The sequence below is a fragment of the Hymenobacter sediminis genome, from assembly GCF_003231285.1.
GTDB lineage: Bacteria > Bacteroidota > Bacteroidia > Cytophagales > Hymenobacteraceae > Hymenobacter > Hymenobacter sediminis.
This window is the reverse complement of sequence record NZ_QKNS01000001.1, coordinates 692,589-705,303: the sequence shown is the minus strand read 5'-3', so window position 1 is coordinate 705,303 and position 12,715 is coordinate 692,589. Positions and strand designations below refer to the sequence as shown.

Annotated in this window: 12 protein-coding genes; 10 read left to right on the top strand and 2 right to left on the bottom strand. The window is 55.2% G+C overall.

The features are described from left to right. Positions 1-100 precede the first annotated feature (100 nt). Positions 101-520 carry a large conductance mechanosensitive channel protein MscL gene (gene mscL, locus DNI29_RS02995; RefSeq protein ID WP_110976574.1) on the bottom strand — a complete coding sequence of 140 codons (420 nt, stop codon included), beginning with the start codon at positions 518-520 and terminating at the stop codon, positions 101-103. A gap of 250 nt (positions 521-770) precedes the next feature. Here mscL and DNI29_RS02990 point away from each other — a divergent pair, with 250 nt between their 5' ends. The 7 genes from DNI29_RS02990 to DNI29_RS02960 all read left to right on the top strand — a co-directional run bounded on the left by DNI29_RS02990 (position 771) and on the right by DNI29_RS02960 (position 8,912). After that, positions 771-1,556, top strand: a complete 786-nt coding sequence (locus DNI29_RS02990; protein ID WP_110976573.1) for an enoyl-CoA hydratase/isomerase family protein — start codon at positions 771-773, stop codon at positions 1,554-1,556. Positions 1,557-1,659: 103 nt separating this feature from the next. Beyond that, positions 1,660-3,159, top strand: a complete 1,500-nt coding sequence (locus DNI29_RS02985; protein WP_110976572.1) for a polysaccharide biosynthesis C-terminal domain-containing protein — start codon at positions 1,660-1,662, stop codon at positions 3,157-3,159. A 149-nt stretch (positions 3,160-3,308) separates the two neighbouring features. Then, complete coding sequence (gene dut / locus DNI29_RS02980) at positions 3,309-3,743, top strand: dUTP diphosphatase (RefSeq protein ID WP_110976571.1); 435 nt, start codon at positions 3,309-3,311, stop codon at positions 3,741-3,743. A 114-nt stretch (positions 3,744-3,857) separates the two neighbouring features. Continuing rightward, complete coding sequence (locus DNI29_RS02975; RefSeq protein ID WP_110976570.1) at positions 3,858-4,868, top strand: sugar phosphate nucleotidyltransferase; 1,011 nt, start codon at positions 3,858-3,860, stop codon at positions 4,866-4,868. A 115-nt stretch (positions 4,869-4,983) separates the two neighbouring features. Next, entirely contained in the window at positions 4,984-6,801 is a 1,818-nt protein-coding gene (locus tag DNI29_RS02970) for a tetratricopeptide repeat protein (RefSeq protein WP_110976569.1), read from the top strand. Next, the gene (gene lolB1, locus DNI29_RS02965; protein WP_110976568.1) at positions 6,794-7,558 is read left to right on the top strand and encodes a lipoprotein insertase outer membrane protein LolB1; all 765 of its coding nucleotides are present in this window, start codon (positions 6,794-6,796) and stop codon (positions 7,556-7,558) included. The genes DNI29_RS02970 and lolB1 overlap by 8 nt, the downstream gene beginning before the upstream one ends. Continuing rightward, positions 7,542-8,912, top strand: a complete 1,371-nt coding sequence (locus DNI29_RS02960) for a murein hydrolase activator EnvC family protein (protein ID WP_110976567.1) — start codon at positions 7,542-7,544, stop codon at positions 8,910-8,912. Before lolB1 ends, DNI29_RS02960 begins: the two co-directional genes overlap by 17 nt. A 242-nt stretch (positions 8,913-9,154) precedes the next feature. Here the strand turns inward: DNI29_RS02960 and DNI29_RS02955 are convergent, their stop codons facing one another. Beyond that, on the bottom strand, positions 9,155-10,108 hold the full coding sequence (locus DNI29_RS02955; RefSeq protein ID WP_110976566.1) for a GAF domain-containing DNA-binding protein: 954 nt from the start codon (positions 10,106-10,108) through the stop codon (positions 9,155-9,157). 316 nt (positions 10,109-10,424) lie between these two features. Between DNI29_RS02955 and DNI29_RS02950 the strand changes: the two genes are divergently transcribed. The 3 genes from DNI29_RS02950 (at position 10,425) to gatA (ending at position 12,565) form a co-directional block, all read left to right on the top strand. Then, positions 10,425-10,649, top strand: a complete 225-nt coding sequence (locus DNI29_RS02950; RefSeq protein WP_110976565.1) for a twin-arginine translocase TatA/TatE family subunit — start codon at positions 10,425-10,427, stop codon at positions 10,647-10,649. 12 nt (positions 10,650-10,661) lie between these two features. Then, the gene (tatA, locus tag DNI29_RS25230; protein WP_110976564.1) at positions 10,662-11,033 is read left to right on the top strand and encodes a twin-arginine translocase TatA/TatE family subunit; all 372 of its coding nucleotides are present in this window, start codon (positions 10,662-10,664) and stop codon (positions 11,031-11,033) included. Positions 11,034-11,125: 92 nt separating this feature from the next. Then, positions 11,126-12,565, top strand: a complete 1,440-nt coding sequence (gatA, locus tag DNI29_RS02940; RefSeq protein WP_110976563.1) for an Asp-tRNA(Asn)/Glu-tRNA(Gln) amidotransferase subunit GatA — start codon at positions 11,126-11,128, stop codon at positions 12,563-12,565. Positions 12,566-12,715 lie beyond the last annotated feature (150 nt).

The following is a 12,715-nucleotide window of genomic DNA, read 5'->3' as shown; positions in this document are numbered from 1 at the left end:
AAGGGGTAGGGAATTGCCTGAGCGGCTCCTACGCGAAGTACGTTTCTTAAAGCCGAATGGATGGGGTAGACTACGTTTCAGGTTATGCGCTACACCGTGACTATTTGCGCAAAGCGTCCCGGATTTCCATAAGGAGCTGCTGATCTTTGGTTGGGCCGAGGTCAGCAACGGGAATAACCTCTTGAGGTCTTTTGAAGCGGTTGGCAATCTTAACCAGCCAGAAAATAGCAAAAGCCATCAACAGGAAGGTGATAACCGCATTCAAAAACAAGCCATAATTAACTGTAGCTGCTCCCGCTTTCTTCGCTTCTTCCAGCGTTTTGTAGGTCGAGCCATCAAGGGCCAGAAACCAATCTTTAAAATCGAGCCCCCCGGTTAATAGGGTCAGCACTGGCATCAATACATCATCAGTCAGCGACTTAACGATATTGCCAAAGGCCCCTCCGATGATAACCCCCACCGCGAGGTCGAGGACATTACCTTTAGAGATGAACTCTTTGAATTCAGATACAAAACCCATAGACCGGAACCAGTTGATAGTGAAGATGAAACAAGGAGAAGGCTAAATATATAAATTTATCAATTTAATTATCCACCTCATCAATTACCCAAAATCACCTCGCTCCACTTCCATAGTGAGCCCAGCCGTTACGCGAGCCGCGGCCTTGGCAATGCTACTGGGGGTAGGGGCCATTGGGCCGAAGAACACTAGCGGCGCAATTCGTTTTATCTTTACCGCTGTTCTCTGAGCCCTACCCCTTCTACCAACCATGACCTTTACCAACCTGCTCTATCAGCTGGAAGCCGAAACTGGCATCCTGACCATCACCATTAACCGCCCGGATAAGCTGAACGCGCTGAATGCGGCTACCATTGAGGAAATCAGGAAGGCTGCTCAGCAGGCTCTCGACGATCCGTCTGTGCGCGGCATTATCCTGACGGGCAGCGGGGAGAAGTCGTTTGTGGCCGGGGCCGATATTGCGGAGTTGACCCAACTGGATGAAATTTCGGCTCGGCGTGCGGCAGAACGAGGCCAGGAAGCATTTTGCCTGCTAGAAGAAAGCCCGAAGCCGGTTATTGCGGCTGTAAACGGGTTTGCCCTCGGTGGAGGCTGCGAACTGGCTATGGCCTGCCACATGCGTATTGCTTCCGAAAATGCCCGGTTTGGGCAACCAGAAGTAAATCTGGGCCTGATTCCGGGTTACGGGGGTACCCAGCGCCTAACCCAGCTGATTGGCAAGGGCAAAGCCATTGAACTACTACTCACGGCCGACATGATAAAGGCCGACGAGGCCCTACGCCTTGGGCTGGTAAATCACGTAGTGCCCCAGGCAGAGCTACTTAGCTTTACCAAGCAACTGCTCACGCGCATCCTGACCAAAGCTCCCCTGGCCCTGGGCCTGTGCATCGACAGCGTAAATGCCTTCTATGATAAGGACCGGCACGGCTACCAGGCCGAAGCCAATGCCTTCGCCCGCTGCTTTGATTCGGAGGATTTCCGGGAAGGCACTTCGGCTTTTCTGGAGAAGCGTCCTGCAGTATTCACGGGTAAGTAGCCTGCCTACCCCTTTCCAGAACGTCATGCTGCGCACCTGCTGCAGCATGACGTTCTGCTGTTCGGCGGGGCGTTTTCTGTATCATTTCTGAGAGGTTTCCTACATGAGTATAGCCAAGCGACTGGCTTCCCAGACGGCCGTGTACGGCATCAGCAGCATTGTTGGGCGGGTATTGAATACGCTGCTGGTGCCCATTTACACCAAGCGGTTTGCGGCGGCACAGTACGGTATCGTAACAGGGCTGTACGCCTATGTGTCGTTTCTGAATGTGCTGTTCACCTACGGCATGGAAACTACCTATTTCCGCTTTGCCAACCGCCCCGGCACCGACCGGCAAGAGCTGTATAACCGGGTGATGACATTGCTCATACTCACCAGCATTTTGCTAACCATAGCCTTAGGATTGCTGGCTCGGCCGCTGATGAGCTTGCTAAGCCTGCCACCAGGCCACGAGCGGTTTGCCATCTGGATTGCCGTAATTCTGGGGCTGGATGCGGTGGCAGCCATTCCGTTTGCGCGGCTCCGATTAGAGAATAAAGCCAAGAAGTTTGCGGCTATCCGGTTAGCTAATATTGTGCTGAACGTGGGGCTGAACCTGTTCTTCATCGTGTTCTGCCCCGATGTGCTGGCCGGTGACTACCTCACAGGTTTGCGCCCGTTTATTGAAAAGGCTTATGACCCCAGTATAGGGGTAGGGTACGTGTTTATCTCCAACTTGGCGGCCAGTGCGTTTACCTTGCTGCTGCTGAGCCGGGAGTTGCTAGATTTCAGGCCGAGCCTGAGCCTGGAGCCCCTACGCCCACTTTTGCGCTACGCCTACCCTATCATGCTGATGGGACTTGCGGGCATGGTTAACGAAACCCTGGACCGAATCCTGCTCCCCCGCTGGCTACCCGAAAACTTCTACCCTGGCCAAAGCAACCTGGCGGCCGTGGGTATCTACGGGGCTTGCTACAAAATCAGCATCTTGATGAGCTTGGTTATTCAAGCCTTTCGGTATGCCGCCGAGCCGTTCTTTTTCGCCCAAAGCAACGATAAAAACTCGCCCCGCACCTTTGCCCTGGTTCTTAAGTGGTTTACCCTGTGCTGCGCCATGCTGTTCGTAGGCGTAAGCGTGAACGTGGATATTGTGGCCCAGCTATTTCTGCGGCGGCCCGAGTACTTGCAGGGGCTAGCCGTCGTGCCGGTTCTGCTGCTGGCCAACCTTTTTCTGGGCGTGTACTGGAACCTCTCGGTATGGTTTAAGCTGACTGACAAAACCTACTACGGCACCTACATCGGGTTTGCCGGCGCGGTGCTCACAGTGGCCCTCAACTTTCTGCTGATTCCGGTGCTGGGCTACATGGGCTCGGCCATTGCTACCCTGGCCTGCTATTTCCTAATGGCTGCGCTGTGCTGGTGGCTGGGCGAGCGGCACTTCCCAGTTCCCTACCCTGTGCTAAAGCTCCTGGGCTGGTTGAGCCTTGCAGTGGGGGTAGTAGCCTTGAGTTGGTGGCTGCCGGTAACCGCAGGTTGGCCGCGCTACGGTTTTCACGCTTTGCTTACACTGGGGTTTGTAGGGGCTGTAGCGCTAATAGAAGGTCGCAGGCTGCGCTCCATCTGATGCAGGGTACCTCCAATAAATGAGTTGCTGGAAAATAGCTCTGCATCGGAATCATCCAGTAATTCCTCGTAATCCGGCAAAATAGTACCACAACCCATTCTTCCTTTTCTACCTTTGCTGCTGGCAAATGCCTGTGGCTCCTCTTGCTCATGCTGATTTCTGTTATCAACACTTCCCGCCACCCGTTGCCCGAATATCAGACAGCCCATGCCGCCGGAATGGACGTGCGGGCCAACCTCCCGGAGCCCGTTACGTTGAAGCCCCTGCAACGCGCCCTCATCCCTACTGGCTTATTTCTCGAAATTCCGGTAGGCTACGAGATGCAGGTGCGCCCCCGCAGTGGCTTGGCCTTCAAACACGGAATTGGCTTGGTCAACAGTCCCGGCACCATCGATGCTGATTACCGGGGCGAGCTGAAAGTTCTGCTCGTAAACCTCTCCGATGCGGAGTTTGTGGTGCAGGATGGGGAGCGTATCGCGCAGCTGGTAGTGGCCCGCCACGAAACCGTGGAATGGCAACCGGTAACTGCCCTGAGCGAAACCTCACGCGGCACCGGCGGCTACGGCAGCACCGGGGTACAGTAAAAGTTGCTACCTACATACCAGAGTTTACCTTTTCCTTCGCTATTTACCAATCGGCCCTTCGCGCCTCCGCTCCACCCTCTCACTTCTACATTTACCTTTCACGACTACACCTGTATGAAAATCATCGTCCCGATGGCTGGCATGGGCAAGCGTATGCGCCCCCACACTCTCACCGTTCCTAAGCCCCTGATTCCAATTGCCGGCAAGCCCATCGTGCAGCGTCTGGTAGAAGACATTGCCAAAGTATGCGGCGAGCCCGTGGAAGAAGTGGCCTTCATCATCGGGCGCTTCGGGGCGGAGGTTGAGAAAAACCTCGTACAGATTGCGGAGTCAGTAGGTGCCAAAGGCACTATTCACTACCAGGACGAACCTCTGGGTACGGCCCACGCTATTCTGTGCGCCCAATCGGCCCTTAATGGTCCGGTGGTAGTAGCTTTTGCCGACACCCTGTTCAAAGCTGACTTTGTGCTAGATTCTTCCGCCGAAGGCACCATCTGGGTACAGCGCGTAGAAGACCCCAAGCCGTTCGGAGTAGTAAAGCTGAACGAGCAAGGTCAGATTACCGACTTTGTGGAGAAGCCCGAAACCTTTGTTTCTGACTTGGCCATCATCGGCATCTATTACTTTAAAGACGGCGAGTACCTGCGCAGTGAGCTGCAATACCTACTCGACAATGACATCAAGGACAAAGGCGAGTATCAGCTCACCAATGCTCTGGAGAACATGAAGAATAAGGGCACCACGTTCGTGCCTGGCCGCGTAACTGAGTGGCTCGACTGCGGCAACAAAGATGCTACCGTGTACACCAACCAGCGCTACCTCGAGTATCTGCAGGAACGCGGCGAGAACCTGGTAGCCGAATCCGCCAAGGTGACCAATTCCGTACTGATTCCGCCCGTATACATCGGCGAGGGCGTAGTGATTACGGATTCGGTGGTAGGTCCGCACGTTTCACTGGGCAACCATACCAACGTACGCGCGTCCATCGTTTCAAACTCCATCGTGCAGCAGTCGGCCACGGTGTTGCACGCCAACCTGACCAACTCCATGGTAGGTAGCCACGCCACGGTAGCCAGCACCCCCAACGACCTAAGCCTCGGCGACTACAACACGCTGCGCGTGTGATATTTTTGCGTCTCCTGACGTTTCAGTGGCGCGGACCTTTGTTGGGCTCCGTCGTGTTGGGGTTAGGTTTCCTCTTTTCCAAACCGCGGCCATCAGGGTCCGCGCTACTGTTTTCATGAGTCGATTTGGTATTTTCTCCGTGCTTCTGCTGGGCCTGCTGTTGGCTGGGCCGACGTACGCCCAACAGGCAAAACCAGCCCCGGCCACTACCCCGGCCCCTGAGAAAAAGGCCCGCAAGCTCACGCGTAAGGAGCGAAAAGAGCTGGCCCGGCGGGCGGCCGTAGATGCTGCCGCCCGACAACGCAGTCCGCTTTCCGAGAAGGACCGTGAAATCAGCGAAGCATATTTCGTGGACGGGGTGCGGTTCGTGTTGCTGGAAGATTACAACAAGGCCCTAGAGCGCCTGCTGAAAGCTTACGCGCTGAACCCTACCAATGCGGCCGTTAACTACAAGATTGCCGAAACAAACCTCCTGAGTGGCAATCTGCAGGATGCTACCAACTTTGGGCAGGCGGCCGTGAAGCTGGATCCGCAGAATGCTTACTACTACCTGTTGCTGGCGCAGATTTATGCCTCCCAGAAGCAGTTCGACCAAGCCATTGGGGTGTATAACACCTTAATTAAACAGGTGCCTAACTCAGGGTACTACCTCTTCAATTTGGCTGACCTGTACATGGCGCAGGGCAAGCTGAACGAGGCACTGGCCACCTTTGACCAAGCCGAAAAGCAGTTCGGACCGCTGGATGAGGTTTCCTTTAAAAAGCAGCAGATTTACCTCAAGCAGAATAACCTGGACAAGGCACTGCAGGAAGGCGAGGTACTGATTGCCACTAACCCAGACGAAGTGCGCTACGTGCTGGCCCAGGCCCAGATGTACGCCGTGAACAACCGCTTCCCCGACGCCATCCGGGTATCAAACCAAGCGTTAAAGCTAGACCCCGACAACCCGCGGGCCCGTATGATTCTGGCCGATGTGTATCGGCAGCAGAACAACCCACAGGAATCAGAAAAGCAAATCAAGCTGGCCTTCGAAAGCCCGGCCTTAGATGTGGATGATAAAGTTCGCATCCTGATTGACTACATCAAGCAACTGCCTAACCCGGCTCTGAATCAAACCGCGCAGGATCTGGCTGGTATTACTACCCGGGTACACCCCCAAGAAGCCAAAGCCTTTTCCATTGCCGGCGACATTCAGACCGTGACTGGCAACCGCACCGCCGCCAGGGCCAACTATCTGAAAGCCATCAAGCTTGATAACTCCCGCTACCAGATTTGGCAGCAGGTAGTGCTGATTGATGCTGAGCTAAACCAGGTAGACTCGTTGCTTACCCACACAGAGCAAGCCTTGGAGCTGTTCCCGAACCAGGCACCTTTGTGGTTCTATAACGGGGTAGGGCATCAACTGAAAAAGCAGCCTACCAAAGCCATCAAATCGTTGGAATATGGCCGCAAGCTGGCCACCGATAACCCGGAGCTGCTCGCGCAATTTGATACCCAGCTCGGCGACACTTACCACGAGTTGAAGGACTACCCTAAGTCGGACGCCGCTTACGAGGCAGCCCTTACCTTTGACGCCAACAACGCCCAGGCGCTAAATAACTACAGTTACTACCTCTCTCTGCGAGGTGAGAAGTTGGACAAGGCTCGGGAAATGTCGGCTAAGCTGGTAAAACAGTACCCCGATAACGACACGTACCTAGATACGCACGGCTGGGTGCTGTACCGCATGAAAGACTATGCCGGCGCCCGCCAGCAGTTGGAAAAGGCCTTGAAAACCTCTTCCGACGCCACCGTGATAGAGCACTACGGCGACGTGCTGTACCAACTCGGCGAACCGGACAAGGCCCTGCTGGAATGGCAGCGAGCCAAAAAAACAGGCGGTGCTTCCCCGCTCATCGACCGGAAGATTAAAGACAAGAAATTATATGAGTAACCGCCTTTTGCTGGTGTTGCTAAGCGCCACCTTACTGTTGGGCAGCTGCAGCCGCAAACTTGTTTCTATCGGCTCCAAATCACCCAAGCCAACGGCGGCCATCCCGGAGTCAGTGAAGGCGGCTAACGTTGATTTCCGATTTCTGGCGGCGAAAGGCAAGGCGCAGTTTGATCAGCAGAGCGGCAACATCAACGTGCGCATTCGCAAAGACAGCGTTATCTGGATTTCGGCGTCTCTGATTGGGGTAGAAGGCGGCCGCATCTACATTACCCGCGACTCGGTACAGGTTCTAGACAAATTGCACCGCGAGTACTACGCCGGCGACTTCGCCTACCTCAGTCAGCGGCTGAATGTGCCCGTCACCTTTGATATGATTCAGGCCCTGTTGCTAGGCAACTACTTAGCGCCGCTGAACGCCGCCACCCAGCCCACGGTAGTTACCGAGGGTCCTGTGCAACGCGTAAACTATGAGCAGGCCGGCCTGTTGGTGCAGCAGCTCATCAACCTTGATCGTGGCCGGATTCAGCAGCTGCAAGTGCAGGCACCGGCCAGCACGAACAAGCTCACTGTCGATTACGCCGACTTCCGAGTATTGGAGCGCACACCCCAAGCCTTTGCCTACAGCAGCCTCGTGCAGATTCAGCAGGGCCAGACGCCCCCTACTACCCTCACTATCACCTACCGCTCCGTAGACATCGATAAGGAGCGTCTGCAGTTTCCGTTCTCGGTACCTAAGGGATATGCGCGGAAAAAATAAGGGCTGCCTGCTACTGCTCTCTGGCCTGCTGGTGCTAGGCAGTATTGATGCAGCGTGGGCTCAGCGAAGTGGCTCAGGAACGCGTAAAACCAAAGCCCAGTTGGAGCGCGAGCGGCGCCTGACGCTTAGCCGCATCAAAGAAACCAGCCGCATTCTGGAGCAAACCCAGCAGCAGAAACAAGCTTCTGTGGGCCAGCTAAATGCGTTAAAGGAAAAGTTAACGGCGCAGCAGGGCATCATCAAGAACATTAGCAGCGAGCTGCGCTATCTGGAAACCGACGTTCGGCAGACGGAAAATCAGGTGCAGCAAACCCGCCAAAGTTTAGAGCAGCTTAAGGCTGAATATGCCCGTTTGATATACACCGGCTCCAAAACTGCCAACGGGTATAATCGAGTGATGTTCTTGTTCGCCTCGGAATCGTTTAACCAGTTTATGTTACGTCTGCGCTACATCCGTCAGTACACGGAAGTGCGCAAGGCCCAAGCGGCCCAAATTACCCACACCCAGCAGCGCCTAAGCAACCAACTCAGCGGCCTTAAGGAAAAGCAGGAGGAGAAAGGCACCCTGCTCAACAACCAGCTTTCCGAAAAAAAGAACCTGCTCACCCTGAAAACTCAGCAGGATCAGGTGGTTACCAAACTTACGCAACAGGAGCAAACCCTCCGGCAAGAGCTAGCGGCCCGTCAGCAAGCCGTGGGTCGGCTTGATAACCTGATTGCTCAGCGCGTACGAGAAGAAATTGCCCGTGCCGCCCGTCTGGCCGCCCGCCGCGCCGCCGCGAAGGCAGCCGCTGAGCGGGCCAGTGCTGGGGCCACAGCTCCGGCCCGTAGCCCCGGCGCTACCTCCCGCACCAGCAGCACTGCTGCTACAGAAGCAGCAGCGGAGGCCGCTGCCGAACGGGTTGACCGCGTGACAATGACTCCGGAAGGCGCTGAGCTAGCAGCTTCCTTCCACGATAACAGAGGCCGCCTACCCTGGCCCGTGGGCCGGGGCTTTATCAGCCAGCACTTCGGGCGGCACAACCACCCGGTACTTAAGAACGTGGTAGTAGAAAACCGGGGCGTTGATATTCAAACCAACGCTGGTGAGCCAGTGCGGGCTGTGTTTAGTGGCAAGGTGCTTACCGTAGCCAGCGTGCCGGGCATGAACACCATTGTAATGGTCCAGCACGGCGACTACTTTACGGTATATGCCAAGCTGCGGAGCGTGAGTGTGAGTGAAGGCCAGACTGTAAGTGCTCGTCAAACTATTGGTACCGTTTCCACGGATGCGGAGGGCACTTCGGAGGTTCAGTTTCAGGTGTGGCACAACAGCGCTAACCTGAACCCCGAGAACTGGCTGGGTCGCAAGTAGGTCAGGGAGCAAAAAAAACACCGCACAGCATGCGGTGTCTTTCTGAGCTATGAAAACAAACTTAGCTATCAGAATCCCTCCCCCGGCCACCAATGTCAGGATAGGCATTGGCAACTGGGGTCATTCCCGATAACATGGCGAAAGATACACGCCGAATTATATCTGGCTTCCGCAAATTCGCTGAATAGGTTTTTTCCCTCGGCGAATCGCAGCATTCTGAACACTGCAGCTCACTGTTGAGCTTAAATCAGATTCAGGCGGCTCAGCAATCCTGCTTTGTAGGAGTTGCCAATAGGCACGGGCAATACACTGGTAGCCTGCTCAGCACTGCGCCCCGCTTCTACAATCACGGCATCGTTCTCAATGGCAATGATGCGGTCAAGCCGCACAATATACTTGCGGTGTACCCGTGCAAAATCCCGGATGGGCAGCTTAGCCTCCAGTTCTTTCATGGTGCTGTACACGGTGTACCGCTCCCGTCCAGAGTAAATATTCACGTAGTCGCCAAGAGCCTCCACGTAGCGGATATCGGCCGTGCTTACGCGCAGTAGCTTGTGGTCCTGCTTGATAAAAATTTCATTTTGCCCTCCGTTCAGGTAAAATGATTCGGCTGTATCGTTAGCCATTCGTAGTAACCCCTCCAACTTGTGTTTCTCCTCTTCTAATTGAATGCGGGCCCGCCGCAGCTCCAAGTGCGACACTACCTCCCGGGCCAAAATGCGCAGCGCATCGCGTTGTTCTTCCGTCAGACGGCGAGGCACTGTATCAATGGTGCAAATGGTGCCCAGGGCTTGTCCGTCGGGTGTGATAAGGGGAGCACCGGCATAGAACCGGATGTTAGGCTCACCCGTAACCAAGTCGTTTTGTTGAAATAAAGGATCCTGGGTGGCATCCTCCACTTCATAAACCTGATCCGAAAGAATAGCGTGCTGGCAAAAGGCCAGATTGCGGGCCGTGCTCTGAACATCGAGCCCTACGCGGGCTTTAAACCACTGACGCTCGGCATCAATCAACGATACCAAGGAAATAGGTGTGCCACAGATATAGGCGGCCAGGCGCACTAAGTCATCAAACGCCGTTTCAGACGGCGTGTCCAGAATTTGGTAGTTGCGCAGAGCTTCTAACCGCGCAGCTTCCTCAGCTCGACGTAGCGCGGGCTTGACGGGGCGGTCAGGGGCAGACAGGTTAAATGGCATTGGGACTAATGCAGGTGACAAGGCGCGTTACACTATAGTAGTTGTAAAGCACCTTCTAAATAGCGTATATAGACTCGAATTTCTCCTACTGACCCGCTAAGTGGCGTTGTTTACGGGCTAAAAGGCCCGATTCGCTGGGTAGGGTTATAGGAGATTTACGGTTCAGCACGCCCAAGTTAGCTCGGTGGCAGCGCACATCAGCAAGTTGACAGGGAACTGATTTTGAAATTATGCGGTACCTTTACAACCCTGATGCATACAAAGCTGCGTATATGGAGCTTTGCCACTTCATTTTCTGGCCTAACGGCTTCTTCTTATGAACTTTGCCACCCTCTTGCTTGGTATTGGCGGCCTTGGCGGTACTGAGCTTCTCCTGATCGGTCTCGCTATCATTCTGTTATTTGGAGCCAAGCGTATTCCCGAACTGTTCCGGGGCATGGGCCAGGGTATCCGTGAATTTAAGGACGCTTCTAAAGAGGAGAAGCCGGAATTCCGCGACCAGTCTGTAAATCCGAATGATCCTACGGCTCCGCGCCGTTAAGCCTTTTCTACCATGAACACTCCTCTCTTTCTTTTCCTGGGGGATTTAGGCGGTGGTGAGATTATGCTCATCATGGTCGTCATCCTGATTTTCTTCGGCGCCAACAAGATTCCTGAGCTGGCGCGCGGTCTGGGCAAAGGCATTCGGGAATTCAAGGACGCTTCGCGGGAAATCCGGAGCGAAATTGAAAACGCCGGTCAACCCCAGCATCCGCAGCAGCCTTACCAGCAGCAGTTCAATCAGCAGCCTTACCAGGCGCCTACCCCTACTCCGGTAGCTGAAGCCCCGGTTGCTACGTCCGTGGCTCCGCCCATGGATGGCGGCATTACTCCACCGGTTACGCCTACCTCTGAGGAGCGCCCCCGCCTCGACCAAACGCACTAAGTAGCAGGTGTTAGGTAGTAGGATATAAGAGTCAATCCTTCATCTTACTACCCACTACCGACTACCTTGTACCTACTCAAACCCTTTTCGTCTTGAGACGCTTCAACTCCCTCACGGAAGTTCGCCACGAGCTGACGGCAGGCACCACGTCCTGCCGTCAGCTCGTGGAGTATTATCTGGATAATATCCGCCGCAAAGAAAACCTCAACGCTTTTCTGGAAGTGTGGCCTGAAGAGGCCCTGGCCCAGGCCGATGCCGTGGACGCCAAGCTGGCAGCCGGCACGGCTGGTAAGCTGGCTGGTATGGTTATCGGCTTGAAAGATGTGCTGGCTTACGAAGGGCACACGCTGCAGAGCAGCAGCCACATTCTGGAAGGCTTCAAGTCGTTGTTTACGGGTACGGCTGTGCAGCGCCTGCTCGATGAGGATGCCATCCTGATTGGCCGCCAGAACTGCGACGAGTTTGCCATGGGTGCTTCCAACGAAACGTCGTACTTCGGCCCGTCGCGCAATGAAATTGACCCTGAGCGGGTGCCCGGCGGCTCTTCGGGTGGCTCGGCAGTGGCCGTGCAAGCCGATATGTGCTTGGCCTCTATTGGCTCCGACACGGGTGGCTCGGTGCGCCAGCCGGCGGCTTTTTGCGGCATTGTAGGCTTTAAGCCGACTTACTCGCGCATTTCGCGCTACGGCCTGATTGCCTACGCTTCATCCTTTGACCAGATTGGAACGCTTACCCGTTCGGTAGAAGACGCGGCCTTGCTGCTGGAAGTAATGGCCGGCCCTGATAATTTCGACAGCACCGCTAGCAAGCGCGAAGTGCCTGCCTACAGCCAACACTTGGCGCCGGCTCCGCACTACCGCATTGGCTACATCAAAGACTGCCTGGAGCGCCCTGGTCTAAACCCAGAAATCAAGGCTGCAACGGAGCAGGCGCTGGAGCAATTCCGGGGGCAGGGGCATGTAGTAGAGTCGGTGGATTTTCCCTACCTCGACTTTATAGTGCCAACCTACTATATCTTGACTACCGCCGAAGCCAGCTCAAACCTGAGCCGCTACGATGGGGTGAAGTTTGGCTACCGCGCCCCCGACGCCACAGATCTGGAGTCGCTATACAAGAAAACACGTTCTCAGGGCTTCGGGCCGGAGGTACAGCGCCGGATTCTGCTGGGTACTTTTGTACTGAGCGCCAGCTACTACGACGCTTACTATACCAAGGCCCAGCGTGTGCGCCGTCTCATCAAGGAGAAAACCGATGAATTGCTGCGTGAGTACGACTTTCTGGTGCTGCCGACCACCCCTACTACGGCCTTCCGTATTGGGGATGTGAATAAGGACACGCTGGCGATGTATTTAGCAGATATTTTCACGGTGCAGGCTTCTCTGGCAGGCGTACCGGCTATTTCGGTGCCGGCCGGGAAGGATTCGCAAGGTCTGCCTATTGGATTGCAGATTCTGAGCGGGGCTTTCCGTGAGGAGCACTTGCTTGCCTTTGCTAACTCGGTTACGGAGACACTGGCTCCGGTAGAGGCCTAGTCAGGCCCAAGAGTTCAGATACCCCGGAGTACCACTCCGGTCTTGGCGGATGGCTGCTTTCGGGCAGCTGCCTAGTGCCGGACCCAAGTGGAACTTCGGGGTTCTTATTCGCAGCAGGGGTAGCGTTTTAGCTACTTCGTGCTATTTTTG